This is a genomic window from Acetobacter zythi (assembly GCF_963921165.1).
GTDB lineage: Bacteria > Pseudomonadota > Alphaproteobacteria > Acetobacterales > Acetobacteraceae > Acetobacter.
Genome location: NZ_CAWUEO010000034.1, coordinates 148,768 through 163,479 on the forward strand (window position 1 = coordinate 148,768; position 14,712 = coordinate 163,479).

Here is a 14,712-nt window from a genome sequence, read left to right on the forward strand (position 1 = left end):
CTCCGTATTTTTTATAATCTTGTTATCGTTAGTGACATGTCCAGGTCTTCCAGCCGGGACGGGGTTGGGGCGGTCGGGGACGAGTCCTTTTGCGCTCCAGATGCAAGAAAACGCGCAAGCACTTTCTCGCAGATCGCTCCGGCTGTAATGCCAAAGCGTTCATACACCGCGTTGGCAGGGGCGGATATGCCAAAATCATCCATGCCAACGAAAATTCCATCCGTTCCCAGCCAGCGTTCCCAGCCAAAGCTGCTTGCTGCCTCTATTCCCACACGCAGGCCTTCGTGGCCCAGTACGGCTGTGCGGTAGGCGGGGGGCTGCTGTGCAAAAACCTCCCAGCAGGGGATGGACACAACGGCCACGTTCAGCCCCCGCTCGGCCAGATGCTGCCCTGCCTGCGTGGCAATGGCAACCTCGGGGCCGGACGCCATGAGTGTGACGTGCCGCGCCCCTGCCCCACAGCTTATAAGGTAACCACCATGGGAGGGGCCGCCATAATGCCCCACCCGCCTGCTGGCGCGCGCGGGTGGGGGGTGGGGGCACAGGATCAGCAGGGCCGGGCCTTGTGGCCAGCTCAGGGCCGCCTGCCAGCAGGCAAAGGTTTCCTCTGCACAGGCGGGGCGGAACACAGCCAGATGCGGCATGGCGCGCAGGCTGGCCAGTTGTTCCACGGGTTGCCAGCCGCCCCCGTTATCACTCAGGGCCAGTCCATCATCGGTTAGCAGGTAGAGCACCTTGCTGCGCATGAGGGCTGTCATGCGCAGGGCGGAGCGCATGCGGTCAATGGTCATCATACCCGCGACCCCGCACGGCAGAATGCCGCCATGGCGGGCCATGCCATTCAGCATGCCCGCCATGCCATGCTCCTGTATGCCGCAAGGCTGCGCGGTATGGATAAAGGGCACGGGCAGGTTGGCGCGGCGTGAACTTCTGGTGCTGGAGGTGGCGGCCAGAATGGCCACGTCCTGGCGCAGCATTGTAAGGGAGCGCAACCCGGCAAAAGCCGCCTGCTGGGAGGACCCATCGGGCGCTGCGCGCATGGTCTGCCGCCATAGCCGCCCCCAGTCCTCGCGCATGGTCTGGCGGGCCTTGCCGGACTGGTCACGCTCAAAATCCGCGCGTGCGCGGTGCTGGGCCAGCCTGCGCAACCATGAGCGGCGGATGGAACTCCCCCGCCGGGCGGTGGGGCTCCACGGGCCGGTCAGCTCTTCTTCTGGCGGCAGGTCGGCCAAGGTGGGGCAGCATTCGGGCATGCACGCCAGCAGGGTGGGCTTTCTGGCCCGCAACGTGGCCTGAAGTGCCGCCATGATGCCACCAAGGTCATGCGCGCGCACTTTGCGCACACTCCACCCCGATGCGCCAAACCGGGCCAGTGAGTCCGAAAAATCCGCAGGGTCGGTCAAAGGGGACGGGCAGACCAGAACGGCCATGCGGTTCAGGCCAAAGCGGCTGGCAAGCTGTGCGGCCTCCAACGCAACCCCTGTGGCCAGATCACTGTCGCGCGCGACAACCCATGTACGGTGGTTAACCAGCGAGCGCCCGTAATGGCTGGCCAGTTGCTGCTCGGCCAACGCCATGCCTGCGGCTGCCGCCATGCCCTGCCCGGCTGGCCCGGTTGCAATTTCCACCGCCGGATGCTGGCCGTATTCCAGCATGGGGCCGAGGTCCTGCGTATCGGGCGTAGTCAGCCGCAGCATGGCGGCCAGCAGGGGCAGCATGGCGGAGGAGGGCACAACGCAGCGGTCCCTGTCCGGCCAGTTGGGCACGGCGGGGTCAAAGCGGAGGATGCGGCACCACAGGGCTGTCATGGGCAGGCACAGGGTCTGGAGTTCAGCCTGCGTGTCTGCCTCCGTGGTACTGGAGGCCATCAGTGCGCGTGCAGCCTTGTCCATGCGCAGCACAAGCGCGTCCTGCGTGGGGGAGGAAGATGGGGTCGTATGGTCTGGAGTAGAGGTGCTGGCCATCAGCCCTGTGTCTGTCAGAGGGGGTGCTGTACAGGTGCTCCCGGCGCAACTGGTCCGGTGCTGTCAGGCAGTTAACCCCAGAGCAAACGGTTACCGCAAGAGGCAGTTTTACACCGCGATACGTGTTTTTAGGGGCAGGAGAGCGGTGTAAGGGCTTGCGCCGGGCGCGTGGGAGCGCGAAAGAAGAGGCAAGAGTCCTGCAAAATATGTGCGTCTGGCGCGCTATCAGTCTCAGCGGAGAATGGGTCCGGTCATGCTGTCTGTTTTTCATGCCGCAGAAAAGGGGTGTGCTTTTCGGGCCGCTCTGGCCATCTGCCTGCTAACAGGTATGGCCGGGTGCAAACCGCTGGACCAGAGAACTTTCGATCCTTCCGCCAGTGTGGAGCCTCAGCCGTATATTCCTCCGCCACCACCCGGCCCGCCGCCCGTGCCACCTCTGATCGAACTGGTGGCCGGTACGCCGCAGGCGGAATGGAAGGCTCCAGTGGACCAGATTGCCCGCAAGGCTCTTGCGCGTAAAAAGGAAGTGCTCTTTGTTGTAAGCTGTCTGGTGCCACAGCAGACGGAGCCAGATCAGGCAGGGCAGGAGGCGGAACAGACCGCCTTGCAAACACTGGTCCAGCATGATGGACATGCCGTTATGCAGGAACTGATTGACGCAGGTGCTCCAGAAGCACAGGTGGAAATGTCCGCTATGCCGGATTCGTCGGTGACGAAGCCAACCGTACGGGTGTATGTGCGATAGGTTGCCTAACCGAAACACAACAGATGAAGACAAAAGGCCAGACGGCCGATGGGTAAGCCCATGCCCCGACCGTTTCTGACGAGAAGCGAGGAGAAACCAAGCGTGGGAGCGATCAAGAACGCCCGGCATCCTTTTTACGAGCATTGCGAGGAGGCGCTGGGGCGGATCAAGCAACAGGGGCGTTACAGAACCTTTACGCCACTGGCGCGTCAGGCGGAGCGTTTTCCCCTGTATGAGGAATACGTAGCCAACATGCCTGAAGGGCGTGAGGTTATCGTCTGGTCCACCAACGACTATCTGGGTATGGGCGTTGTGCCCGAAGTGCAGGATGCTGCCATTGCCGCCATACGCGAGCACGGTGCGGGAGCGGGGGGTACGCGCAACATTGCAGGCACCAGCCCGCTGCATAACCAGTTGGAAGCCGAGCTTGCCGCCCTGCATGGCAAGGAAGCCGGGCTGCTCTTTATTTCTGGCTATGTGTCCAATCAGGCCAGCCTACAGACCATTCTGATGTCCATGCCCGGTTGGATCTGTTTTTCCGACCGCCTGAACCATGCCTCCATGATTGCGGGCATTAAAGGGGCGCGGGGTTCGCAGACCGTTATTTTTGAACATAACGACCTGCAGGATCTGGAGGCAAAACTGGCGGCCGCTCCAGCGGATGCCCCCAAGCTGATCGCGTTTGAGAGCGTGTACTCCATGGATGGAGATATGTCCGATATTGGCGCGATCTGTGCTTTGGCCAGAAAATACAACGCTCTGACCTATCTGGACGAAGTGCATGCCGTGGGGCTGTACGGGCAGGAAGGGGGCGGTGTTTCGCAGCGCGATGGTGTTGCTGATCAGGTGGATATTATCGAGGGCACGCTGGCCAAGGGCTTTGGCGTGCATGGCGGTTACATTACCGCATCGGCCGAGATTGTGGATTTTCTGCGCTCAACGGCTTCGGGGTTCATCTTTACAACTGCGCTGCCTCCGTCCGTAGTTGGGGCGGCGCTGGCCAGTGTGCGTAAGGTGCGGGCGGAAAACTGGCGGCGCGAGTCCCTGTTCGAGCGCGTGCATACCATGCGCCAGCGCCTGCGGGCCGCAGGTGTGCCCTTTACCATGACGCCAAGCCACATTGTTCCCATTCCTATTGGGGATGCCGAGCGCTGCAAGCGGATATGCCGCCGCCTGCTGGTGGAGTTTGGCCATTATGCAACGCCGATCAACTATCCGACCGTGCCGGAGGGAACCGAGCGCCTGCGCCTGACACCCGGACCTTTCCATACGGATGAGATGATGGACGATATGGTGCGCGCACTCTCCCTTCTGCTGCGTGAGGAGGGCATTATTCCCGAGCATATGGCGCAAAAGGTTGAAAAAGTGGCCTGACTATCCTGCCCGAAATAAAAAAGGGCACAGGCCAGTCAAAAACCCCTCCATGTAAATGGAGGGGTTTTTTATTGCAGGTTATAATGTGCAGGCAGGCAGTTCATGCTGGTTGTGATCTGTGCAAGTTCGGAAACATTGATGAACAGATTGTCGCAAATGGCGTTAGTGTTATGAACAGTCTCATTATTTTTTGCTGTTGAGACGTTCAGTTTCTGCATAATTTGGTGGAGTTGGTGTATTTCTTCTTTTTGTGCAATGGCGGTTTGTTCAAACTCCTTAAATGAATCACTTATTTTTTCAACGTGATGAATAATTCCAGCCAATGTCTGGGAGTTATCATTCATGGAGTCCGAGCAGGTGCTTATGGCATCTTGTGAATAGATAATGAGTTTTCTTGTCCGTTGCAGGGATTCCGATGTTATGCGGGACAGATTGCGTATTTCCTGCGCCACAACGCCAAAGCCCGCACCATAGCTGCCTGCTTTGGCGGCTTCGATTGTGGCATTGATGCCCAGAATATTGATCTGGGATGCAATGCTTTTCATAATATTCAGAATTTTTCCAATATCTTCGGATGCTTCCGATATTTTTTTGAACTTTTCGATGGTGTCATTAATTTTAATGCACGATTCACGAATATTAACGGATGCGTGCTGAACATAATTTCTGGATTGCTCCATTTTTATGTTCTGATCTTCTGTTTTTTGAATGGTAGATTTTATTCTCTGGTCTGATTCAAGGAGATGCATATTCTGGGTGCTGTTCCGCTCGGACAGATTTTCAGATTCGTCCTTGAGATTGCGGGATTCTGTATTGATCGAATGTGTAGCGGTCTGAATTTTATTCAGTGTTTCGTGGAGTGTTCTGGTTCTGGTCTGCAAGGTATCGGAAATGCGATTACTGTGTATGTAGGACATCCGCATAAGGTCAAAGGGCGTTGCGGTGCCGACATAGGATTTATTATCGGTAATAATAAAAGATTTGTTAATATCGGATATTTTGTTGTTCAGGATCTGTTTTGTAAAATCAAGAATGGGAGTTTTGGCTTCCACTGTTAATGGATTGTCGTCCATGAGCAGTGTAACAGGCCGCTTGTGGTACAGCGCGTAGGAAAACGGGCTGGACATGAGGGAAAGGAACCTTTGCCTTTCCACCACGCCAATAGGCATGTTCTGGGTATTGATAATGCAAATATGATGGGTGTCTGGATGATTTTTGAAAATATCCATCACCGCGCTGCCAGATTCTGTCGGACAGAGTCTGAACCCATCTTGCGCGAGGGAACCCATGCAGAGCTGATCGAATTGTTGCGGCAGGGTCATTGGTCAATTTTTTGTTAAAATAGAAGGATTTATGAAGATAAGATCAGTTTTTGCGGGGAGTAAAGTGACAGTTTTATGTCGGGTTGCGCGCGGTCTTTTACACGTCATACAGCGGGTGTCTATGGAAGTAGAGCGGGCAAGTCTTTATCAAATCTTGTTATGTCATAACAGAGAATATGAATTTAATGTGATATTTTTGTAAATATTGCTTTTTTATGCGGGCGGATTGCACGAATCGCAGGGCAATATGTGCGATGCAGCATAAGGTGCGCCGAATATGGGCTTTACAGACCAGACGGTTTTCTTCGTTCGAATTGGAGCAGGCTGGGCAATAACGTGCAGCCCAATCCAGTGCCTTATGCCACATCAGGTTAGCCGGATTATGCAGTGCGTAGGGAACGGGGGCGTATTGGCCCTTAAGCCGCTGCTGCCCATAGGTGCATACATTATAAACCCTGAGCGGTGTGTGCACGGGGTATGGCTGCCTATGGTGGAGCGGGGGGCTCGTTTTGGCCAGTCGTTTGGGGGGGGTATAAGCTCACAAGGGGAGATTTGCGCCTTCCCTTGTGAGCGTTGGTTGCGGGGCTTTGTGAATCAGTTTTTGTAGTCAGGCTGTTCCCGGTCAAGTTTGCGGCGCAGCGCTTTCCAGATCATCTGGCCCTGATCGGGGTCGGTATCAAACTGGTTTTTGGCGCGGAGCAGCTTTTCTTCCGATGGGATGTGGAGCGGCACGCCAGTGGATTGTGCTGCAATCTGGATTTTGCAGGCCTGTTCCATATAGTACATGCGGTAGAAGGCTTGGGCGACTGTGCTGCCAACGGTCAGTAGACCGTGGTTTTGCAAAATAATGGCGTTGCGTGTGCCAAGGTCGCGCACAAGGCGTTCACGCTCGCTCAGATTGTCATCCGCGGCAATGCCTTCATAGGCATGGAAGGCAACCACGCCATAAAATTCAATATTGATCTGGTTAAGCGGGAGAATGCCTTTGTCCTGCGCCGCAATAACCATGCCTGCAAGGGTATGGGTGTGCATAACACATGCTGCATCCGGCCGGTTGCCATGGACGGCGGAATGGATAACAAACCCGGCGGGGTTGATGTTCCAGCTTGTTTTCTGCTGTGGCACACCGTCCGCGTCCACAATAACCAGACTGCTGGCTGTAATTTCTTCAAACAGAAGCCCGTATGGGTTGACCAGATAGCGGTGCCCTTCACCGGGCAGGCGGACGGAAAGGTGAGTATAGACCATATCCGTCATGTTAAAATGCGCCATAAGCCGATATGCGGCTGCCAGGTCCTCGCGCAGTTCCTGTTCTGTCTGCTGTACCGTCATTGGTGTGTTATCCTTAAATGCAAAAGGTGGTTCAGGTTGATGCAACGCGTTTGAAATGTCCGAAAGTTGCAGTCCTGCGTGCTCCTTCGGGGAGTGAGAGGTCCCCTTTTTCAACCTTGCGAACCAGATACTGGTATGTTTGCAAGGCTTGCGCCCACATATGCTCGCCAATGGTTATGGTCTCATAGGACGCATCATCATTTTTGGCAAAAGCAGGTAGGGGGCGGATCTGGGTGTGGTAGTCACATGCATAAAAGAGCGGAAAAGAATAACGCTCTTCAGCCACTTTGCGGACCCTGTGTGCCGTGGCCACAAATTCGCCTGCGGTCATAACTTCAAGCATGTCGCCAATATTGACAACAAAAGCACCGGGGATTGGGGGGGCGTCAATCCAGTCTCCATGACCGTTCATAACTTCCAGCCCCGGCTTGTCCGCCAGCAGGATTGTAAAACATTCGTAGTCTGTATGGGCGCCAATGCCGGGGGCATCCTGCGCGTGTGCATCGTGCGGATAATGGATCATACGCAGTTTGGAGGGCGGAAAGTTGGCGACGGAATCAAAGTAGTTTTCATCCAGCCCTAAAGCCAGAGCAAAACCGCGGAAGAGTGTGCGCCCCAGATCAAAAACCGCGCCATAGTAGGCTTCTGCCGCTGCGCGAAAATTGGGGAGGTCAGGCCAGTTGTTGGGGCCGAGGAGCGGGGTCCCGGCCTGCACCAGCGGATGGTTGGCTGGAACTTCGTAGCCAATATCAAACGCTTCCTTGTGGTCGGGGCGGCCTGCGGAATACACTTCCTCTCCCTCGGGCACAAAGCCTTTGTGGGTGGCGGATGTGCCAATGTAGTATTCCATTTTCTTGTCAAAAGGCTGGGCAAAAAAATCACGCGCGGCTTTGCGGACGCCCTCGATCAGCTCTGCTGGAACACTATGGCCGGAGATAAAGAGAAAGCCGACATTACGCGCAGCATCGCCCAGTTTTTCTGCCACGGCCTTGCGGTGTGCAAGATCGGGGCTGTACAGGCCGCTAATATCAATAACGGGAATACGGGTGAACGTTTCAGTGGTGGTGGAAGCGGACATCACCCCAGATCCTTCTTGCTGCCATAGTCTAACATGGCGTGTTGAAAATGCTGGCGCTCGGTCTGGCCAGTCCAGATGTTGAGAGACCACAGATCGGCTACGGGCATATTGGTAAATGGCAGGGTATGCAGGTAACCGTCTGGCCCACATTCAGGGGTCATGGTGGTGGTGGTGTAGCCACGTGCCTGCTGGCTTTGCCAGATCTGTTGCCAGATGTTCTGGTGGAAGCGTAAAGCCGGTGCATATTCCGGAGCACCCGGATGGGGTGCCTGTGGCCCCTGATCATACCCCACGCGGGCCTGAATGTGGTGCACCCGCGTGATAAAGGCTGAAAGGTCATCTGCGGGGTCATCCAGCAGGCGTTCACAACAGACAACCCAGTGGCTTATGTCGGCTGTAAACAGCATGTCGGGCAACTGGGCAATCACATCCAGCGTGACCCATGGTGTTGCCAGAATGCGGGAGCGGTGTGTTTCAAAGCAGCAAAGTATATTTGCAGACCGGCAGATTTCCTGTGCCTGCGCAATAAAATCGACCTGCTGGGTGGCGGGCCAGCGGTCATTTCCCCCCAGAATGGTGACAAAACGGGGGTTCATGTGCAAGGCGCGGTCTACCGCACTACGCAGGTCGTCCAGATGGTTTTGTACGGTCGCACTCTGGTTGGGAATAACGCCACCGCCAGTCATGGCGATGGCAATGTAGGGTGCGGCCTCCTCACGCAGGATGGTGGCGCACTCTTGGGTTGCAGTCAGTGTCGGGGGAATACGGGCTTCCAGACCGTCAAAACCGGCGGCCCGGGCTTGCGCCAGTGGGTGGTCCCACCGGCGGTTATCCCCCCATAAAGTACGGAAAAGTTCAAATTTCATCATCGCTTTCCCGGTTTTGGTTAGGTTTTAGAAGTTGTAGTGCAGGTCACAGCCGACCCAGCGGGGTGTTTGAATGTACTGGGCGCGGTTTCCATCGCTTCCGGTAAAGGAGTAGGTGGAACCATGGTTGTCCTGCAGGTTGTCAACATAGATGGCGGCAGTCCATTTGCCGGTTTTGGGGCCGACTTCCATACGCAGGCCAAGGGCGCTGATCTTGTCAGTTTTTGCGTTGTTGTCCCCCAATGCGGCCCACATATTATCTTTCCATGTGTAGCTTGCCTGCAATGTGGTGCGGTAGCGGTTAAAGTCGATATTGTAGCGTGCAACGGCACTCCACGAGAACCGCGGAGAGAACGGAAGCTGAGAGTTGTGCGCAATGGTTGGATCAAGGGTCAGGCCGGGGAGCGAGCTAACCGGGCTTTTGATCTGCGCATCCAGGTAGGCAAAGGAGCCGTGTAGATCCAGATTGGGAATAACGTTGTGCAAGGTGGTGGAAACTTCGCCACCCCGAGTGCGCGCACGGGGAATGGTGCCCAGTGTTAGGGAGTTGCTGGTAATGTTCGGGTTTGCATAAGGCTTGAAAGTGCCAAAAAAGAGCGTCTGACGATTATGATATTCATAGTCGAACAGGGAGCCTTCCAGAATAACCTTGTTGTGCAGCAAGGAGGATTTAATGCCGACTTCGTAAGCAATTAGGTTTTCAGGGCGGACGTAATCCAGTGCGGCGGGTGCGAGCACAGGTGCTGCAAAGTAGCTGCCAGCCTTATACCCGTTGGAAATGGTACCGTAAGCGTATGTTCCGGGCACAATCTGGTAGCGCAGGCCAACACGTCCGGTAAAGCGTTCGTAGTCGTGGCGTTCGTTCAGATGATTGATCTGGCCATTAAGCGTTGCATTGTAAGGAGCCGCAAGGCGCGGGCTGCCTGGTCCAATGGCCGAGTATCTTGAGCCGCCATTAAAGCCACGCTCGTCATAGGAAAAACGACCTGAGGCAATAAAGTCGAGCTTTTTTGTAATGTTGGTGACCGTGTTGACGTACACGCCGGTGGACAGGTTCTGTTGCGAAAAATGGTTGGTCAGATTGACCATGCTGCCGGGGTCATCCAGACGGTAGCTGGTATAACTGCCGTCAATCTTGTCATAAGATTCGTAAACACCAACGGTCAGGTGGAAGATTTTGGCCAGATTCATACGCAGGTGCATGTCATGAGACTGGGCAATGGCTGTATCATTCCAGCGGTAGTCAGCATATTTTGTGCCAACACCGGCTGATGTGGTGCCCAGACCATCATAGTTGTCCAGATCGTTACGGCGATAGAAGTCAATCCCCGTTGTGGACGCGAACGTGCCGAAATCAAAAGCCTTGGTATAGTTGAGCGAGACACCCCCACCGTTTTCGTTGCGCTGGGGGGGCGTGTTGCCAACATTAACGGCATGCGGGTTGGGGTTTGCCCCCGTGCCGCCATCGGAGATCGAGCCGAGATCCTGCGGGGATGTGGACGTGCCCTTATCGCGCGTATAGTGGATGTTCAGCAAGAAGGAGGATGTATCGTCAACCGTAAACTTGGTCAGGTTACGGATTGCCAGCAGATCCTGCGAGCCATAACGCGCCCCAGTCGTAATATCTTTCTGCCAGCCATCACCTTTGACATAGTTAAAGGCCAGACGGTTGGAAATCTTGCTTGTAATGGGGGTGTTAATGGCAAAGCGGCCACGGCTTGTATTGTAGCTGCCGTAACCCCATTCCGCATAACCACCAAATTTGTCTGATGGTTTTACAGACTGGATGTTAATGCTGCCACCTGTGGTGCTGCGCCCCATGTCAAAGCCCTGTGGACCTTTTTCTGTTGCAACGCTTTCCACATCAAGCATCTGGCCTGTGTAGAACACAGGAAAAGGAGCCAGAACACCATCCAGATAAATCCCGATCCCGCCCATGTTGGTGCCAACATAGTCATCCAGACCAACGCCACGGATGGAAAAAATGGGGGCAGAACCCGATACGGCGTTAGTGGCCGTTACACCGGGGGTGAAGGAGGCAATGTCCTTGGGGTTTTCAAGGTGGAGAGAGCGCAGTTCCTGCCCACTGATCACATTAACCGTGGTGGGTTCGGACAGGTAGCGGTGTGTATGGGACTGCGTGACTTCGACATCCTCGGAACCCCCCTGGCGCGGCGCCAGATTTTTGCGCCGTGGGGCCTTGCCCGCATGGTTGTGGCCTGCAGCAATATGGCTTGTATCTGCGGGTGGTGGGCTGGCGGCAGGCGTTGCGGCCGTTGCGATTGGTGAGGTGGATGTCAAAAGCAGGCAGGGCAGAGCTGGCAGGGTAACATACGCTGGAACCGAAGCCAGAAGACGGAAGGACCGACGTAAAAATAAGGATTTCATGCCCGGATTCCTGATTTTATTCCAGTTGGGACCGGCGCTGGGCTTCAGAGGCAACCGGTTTTTTCATTTCCATTTGATAACGAAATATCCGGCGTATTCGTTTGAAAATGACTAAATCATACTTTTGTTTGCGGGCATGCGGCCGTATGGGCCGTCAATAACGGAGCATCTGGTTAAGAAAATTCTGTGCTCTGTCCGTTTGGGGGGCGGTAAAAAAAGTTTCAGGTGGAGTAATTTCTACAATTTTCCCCTGATCCATAAAAATAATACGGTCCGCAATGCGGCGGCTAAAGGCCATTTCATGGGTGACGCAAACGGTTGTAATGCCCTGTTCCGCCAGTTCATCCATAATGCCGACCACGCCTACAATGGCTTCGGGGTCCAAGGCTGCTGTTGGTTCATCAAACAGCATCACTTCTGGCTGCATGCACAGCGCACGGGCAATGGCCACGCGTTGCTGTTGGCCACCAGAAAGCTGAATGGGGTATTTGTCCGCCTGATCGGGAATGCCCACCAGATCAAGGTAACGGCGGGCCAGAGTCGTGGCCTCTAGACGGGTCATGCGTTTGACCCGCATGGGGGCAAGAATGCAGTTTTCCAGCACACTCAGGTGCGGGAACAGGTTGTAGTTCTGGAAAACCATCCCCACCATGCACCGGAGTTGAATGGGGTCGGTCTTGTCGTTGATCAGCTTGCCATCAATGGTGAGCATACCGCTGTCATGTGGTTCAATCCGGTTAAGTGTGCGGATCAGGGTGGATTTTCCCGACCCGGACGGCCCCAGCACCACAATTTTTTCACCACGGCTTACGTCAAAGTCCACACGGTCAAGGGCTACAAACTTGCCAAACAGTTTGCTCATGCCCCGTACGGAGATCATGGGAGGGTTTGTGGTTTCATGCTGCATTGGAAGCAACCTTTTTGCGGTCGGACCAGGAAAAACGTCGCTCTACCCGTTTTTGCAGGAAGAGAAAAAAGAAGACCATAACAAGATAGTAAATAAGGGCCGCGGCATAATATTCGGTAAAAGCAAATGTCCGCGCGACCTGTATCTGCGTTACGGCCAGAAGTTCCTGCAACGAAATGACTGACGCCAGCGATGTAATTTTTAACAGGTTGATAAACTCGTTAATGGTCGGCGGCAGGGCAATGCGGAATGCCTGTGGAAAAATAACGCGCCAGTAAATATCGCGTCGGCTCAGGCCCAAAGCGCTTGCGCCTAATTCCTGCCCCGGATCAACCGCACTCAGGGCGGCGCGGTTAATTTCAACCTGATAAGCGGATTCGTTAATGGACAGCGCCAGAATGGTCGCCAAAAAAGGAGTAAACCACTGTTCCCGAAAAATAGGGAAAAACTGCGGCACCGCGTTCCAGATAAACAGGAGCTGGAGCAGCGTTGGCGCCGCCCGGAACAGCGAGACATACCCTTCGAGTGCAATTTTAAGCACGGATTGTTGTGGGTTGTTGAGCACAATGGCGATGGGGACAGATAGTGTAATGGCAATAATGTGCGAAATAAGCGCCACGCTGAGCGTAATCAGCGCGCCATGCAGGAAAGCCGTGGACGTTAGGGCGGAGAAGAAGGCCGACCAGTCAAACATGCCGCTGGCGGCTGCCTCGTCCGGTCCATTTTTGGTGGACTGGTCGGTTACAGACCATTTGGTACGGAGCGTTTGCAAGGAACCATCGGCATCCAGCGCCGAAATGGCGTTTTGCAGCAGTGTTCGGTCCTGCGCGTTCTGGCGGATATAAATGGCAAAATGGCGGTAGTCGGGAATGTCGGGGGTAATCAGCACATGCAGTTTGTCGTGGAGTTGGCGCATGCGGTAGAACAGCTCCACATCCTGACTGACAAAGGCAAACACACGCCCGATCAGCACCTGCTGCACAACCTGCTCTTCGGTTGGATATTGCTGGATAATCATGGGGGGCTTGCCCGCAGCCACCAGAGCATCGTTTACAACGCCCAGTCGGGTGACGTAGCTGGTGCCCGATTCCACCGCAACGTCCTTGCCCGAGAGTTCGTCCATGCTGCTGAGGGCAGGCGTGCCCTTGCGCCCGACAACAACCAGAGCCGTGTCCTGATACGAGACGGCGTCAAAACTCTTTTCCCGCGCAGGTGTGCGGATAATCCCGCTCATGACCAGACCGCACCGTTGGGCGGAAAGGCTGGGGAACAGACCTGTAAAATCCATTGTTATAACGGATAGGCGGGCATGCCAGCGCGTGGCCAGCGCTTGGGCCACGTCTATGTCAAACCCCTCAGGGTGGGAGACATCCTGCCCTTTAACAAATGTCATTGGAGGGAGTGTGGGGTTGGTGCAGACGGTCAGTGTGCCGTCTTGCACAAACGAGGGAACCTGTTCGGCATAGGCCGCACCGTGCGCTCCAATGGGCGCGCCAAGTGCTACCGCAAGGGCGGCCGCACGGCGGAACCTGCGCATGAGCGGCAGGCGGGAGAAAAAGCTGGTCATTAATATGAAGCTTCCAGAAGGGTACGGAACGTCTCGACCATCAGACTGGTTTCGGGGGACGTGCGCGCCAGAAAATGACAGCAGGTGATCAGGCGTAGATCGTTAAAAACAATCCGGCGCAGCAGCCCCTGCGCAACAAGGGGAGCTGCAAAAATTTCGGGCAGAAAACCAATGTAACTGCCAGAAAGAATAAGGAGCGCGCGCGCATCTACCTTGTCGGCCTTGGCGCGGTAGGTAAAGAGCGGACGGATTTCCTCCCACCTGTCGGACGTGGCGGCATCGGCCACACTGACCATGCTGTGGCTGGTCAGAACATCCAGCGTGATGTCCTCTTCCGGCATGTGGAAAAGAGGATGGCGCGCGCCGCAGAACAGGAAGGAAGCCTCCGCCACAAGCGGGCGGCAGCCCATGGGGGCCTGCCCCTGTGCGTACAGGGCTATGCCTGCCGTTGCCTGCCCGGTCATGACCGCAACCTCGACCTCCTTGGTGGAGGCGGAATGCAGGTTCATGAACACGCCGGGGTGGCTTTGCGTAAAGGTGTGAATGGCTTTGACCAGCGGTGTCTCGCCATGGGTCTGTATGTTGTCCGGCACATACAGGTTGAACGTGCCGCTCAGCATGCCACTGGTCTGGTTGATCTGCTGACGGAAGTGCTCAAGACTGACAAAAAGCTTGCGGGTGGCCTCCAGCACTTCGCGCCCTTCATCCGTCAGGGCAAAGCCACTGCGGCCACGCAGGCAGATGGTCAGGCCCAGACGGGTTTCCAGTGCGGAAATGTCCAGACTGATGGATGATTTGCTTTTGCCCAGCGTAATTTCGGCCGCACTGAAGCCCCCCTGCTCCGCCACTGTGTGAAAGACACGCAGCAACCGCAGGTCAATTTCTGAAACATGCCCCTGAAAACCACGAGGTCTCTTTCTGATGCCGGGTGTTTTGTGGCTGCTTCCCGTCATGGATCGAATGCTCCTGTCAGATAGGGCGTCAAGAAGAGGGCGGAGGGTGCTGCCAAAAGCTCCTGTTCTATGCTGGCAAACCGGTATCGTTATTCATCCAGAACAATTATGGCGTGTAAAATATACGATGGGAAGAGAGAACAGGTGCCGTGCATAAACATGCATGCCCCAGAATATGGGAGAATGACGGTTTTCTGCGTTGTTGAGATATGTTTG

General features: G+C 55.4%; 11 protein-coding genes. 2 read left to right on the forward strand and 9 right to left on the reverse strand.

Translation table 11 applies throughout. From position 1 onward, the window contains the following. Nucleotides 1–11 precede the first annotated feature (11 nt). Complete coding sequence (locus tag AABE20_RS11005) at nucleotides 12–1,964, reverse strand: transketolase-like TK C-terminal-containing protein (RefSeq protein ID WP_338333098.1); 1,953 nt, start codon at nucleotides 1,962–1,964, stop codon at nucleotides 12–14. Between the two features lie 253 nt (nucleotides 1,965–2,217). Here AABE20_RS11005 and AABE20_RS11010 point away from each other — a divergent pair, with 253 nt between their 5' ends. Both AABE20_RS11010 and hemA read left to right on the forward strand, forming a co-directional pair. Further along, nucleotides 2,218–2,709, forward strand: a complete 492-nt coding sequence (locus AABE20_RS11010) for a hypothetical protein (RefSeq protein WP_338333099.1) — start codon at nucleotides 2,218–2,220, stop codon at nucleotides 2,707–2,709. Nucleotides 2,710–2,769: 60 nt separating this feature from the next. After that, a complete protein-coding gene (gene hemA / locus AABE20_RS11015; protein ID WP_338333100.1) occupies nucleotides 2,770–4,083 on the forward strand; it encodes a 5-aminolevulinate synthase in 1,314 nt (437 codons plus the stop codon). A gap of 68 nt (nucleotides 4,084–4,151) precedes the next feature. On the opposite strand, the gene AABE20_RS11020 is transcribed toward hemA, so the two are convergent. The 8 genes from AABE20_RS11020 to AABE20_RS11055 form a co-directional block, all read right to left on the reverse strand. Continuing rightward, entirely contained in the window at nucleotides 4,152–5,405 is a 1,254-nt protein-coding gene (locus tag AABE20_RS11020) for a methyl-accepting chemotaxis protein (protein WP_338333101.1), read from the reverse strand. Nucleotides 5,406–5,999: 594 nt separating this feature from the next. Next, a complete protein-coding gene (locus AABE20_RS11025; RefSeq protein WP_338333102.1) occupies nucleotides 6,000–6,737 on the reverse strand; it encodes a class II aldolase/adducin family protein in 738 nt (245 codons plus the stop codon). A 31-nt stretch (nucleotides 6,738–6,768) separates the two neighbouring features. Continuing rightward, nucleotides 6,769–7,815 carry an isopenicillin N synthase family dioxygenase gene (locus AABE20_RS11030; protein ID WP_338333103.1) on the reverse strand — a complete coding sequence of 349 codons (1,047 nt, stop codon included), beginning with the start codon at nucleotides 7,813–7,815 and terminating at the stop codon, nucleotides 6,769–6,771. Continuing rightward, nucleotides 7,815–8,681 carry a sugar phosphate isomerase/epimerase family protein gene (locus tag AABE20_RS11035; RefSeq protein ID WP_338333104.1) on the reverse strand — a complete coding sequence of 289 codons (867 nt, stop codon included), beginning with the start codon at nucleotides 8,679–8,681 and terminating at the stop codon, nucleotides 7,815–7,817. The genes AABE20_RS11030 and AABE20_RS11035 overlap by 1 nt, the downstream gene beginning before the upstream one ends. Before the next feature lie 27 nt (nucleotides 8,682–8,708). Beyond that, nucleotides 8,709–11,069: a TonB-dependent receptor gene (locus tag AABE20_RS11040; RefSeq protein WP_338333105.1), complete on the reverse strand. Its 2,361-nt coding sequence runs from the start codon at nucleotides 11,067–11,069 to the stop codon at nucleotides 8,709–8,711. A gap of 154 nt (nucleotides 11,070–11,223) precedes the next feature. Continuing rightward, a complete protein-coding gene (locus AABE20_RS11045) occupies nucleotides 11,224–11,976 on the reverse strand; it encodes an amino acid ABC transporter ATP-binding protein (RefSeq protein WP_338333106.1) in 753 nt (250 codons plus the stop codon). Then, complete coding sequence (locus AABE20_RS11050) at nucleotides 11,966–13,543, reverse strand: ABC transporter substrate-binding protein/permease (RefSeq protein ID WP_338333107.1); 1,578 nt, start codon at nucleotides 13,541–13,543, stop codon at nucleotides 11,966–11,968. Before AABE20_RS11050 ends, AABE20_RS11045 begins: the two co-directional genes overlap by 11 nt. After that, nucleotides 13,543–14,496: a LysR family transcriptional regulator gene (locus AABE20_RS11055; protein WP_338333108.1), complete on the reverse strand. Its 954-nt coding sequence runs from the start codon at nucleotides 14,494–14,496 to the stop codon at nucleotides 13,543–13,545. The genes AABE20_RS11050 and AABE20_RS11055 overlap by 1 nt, the downstream gene beginning before the upstream one ends. Nucleotides 14,497–14,712 lie beyond the last annotated feature (216 nt).

Bases quoted from the DNA above. Each gene is read 5' to 3' on its own strand.
- AABE20_RS11030 (WP_338333103.1), bottom strand. From the start codon at position 7,815: ATGTCCGCTTCCACCACCACTGAAACGTTCACCCGTATTCCCGTTATT.
- AABE20_RS11055 (WP_338333108.1), bottom strand. From the start codon at position 14,496: ATGACGGGAAGCAGCCACAAAACACCCGGCATCAGAAAGAGACCTCGT.
- AABE20_RS11020 (WP_338333101.1), bottom strand. From the start codon at position 5,405: ATGACCCTGCCGCAACAATTCGATCAGCTCTGCATGGGTTCCCTCGCG.
- AABE20_RS11045 (WP_338333106.1), bottom strand. From the start codon at position 11,976: ATGCAGCATGAAACCACAAACCCTCCCATGATCTCCGTACGGGGCATG.
- AABE20_RS11050 (WP_338333107.1), bottom strand. From the start codon at position 13,543: ATGACCAGCTTTTTCTCCCGCCTGCCGCTCATGCGCAGGTTCCGCCGT.
- hemA (WP_338333100.1), top strand. From the start codon at position 2,770: ATGCCCCGACCGTTTCTGACGAGAAGCGAGGAGAAACCAAGCGTGGGA.
- AABE20_RS11035 (WP_338333104.1), bottom strand. From the start codon at position 8,681: ATGAAATTTGAACTTTTCCGTACTTTATGGGGGGATAACCGCCGGTGG.
- AABE20_RS11005 (WP_338333098.1), bottom strand. From the start codon at position 1,964: ATGGCCAGCACCTCTACTCCAGACCATACGACCCCATCTTCCTCCCCC.
- AABE20_RS11010 (WP_338333099.1), top strand. From the start codon at position 2,218: ATGCTGTCTGTTTTTCATGCCGCAGAAAAGGGGTGTGCTTTTCGGGCC.
- AABE20_RS11025 (WP_338333102.1), bottom strand. From the start codon at position 6,737: ATGACGGTACAGCAGACAGAACAGGAACTGCGCGAGGACCTGGCAGCC.
- AABE20_RS11040 (WP_338333105.1), bottom strand. From the start codon at position 11,069: ATGAAATCCTTATTTTTACGTCGGTCCTTCCGTCTTCTGGCTTCGGTT.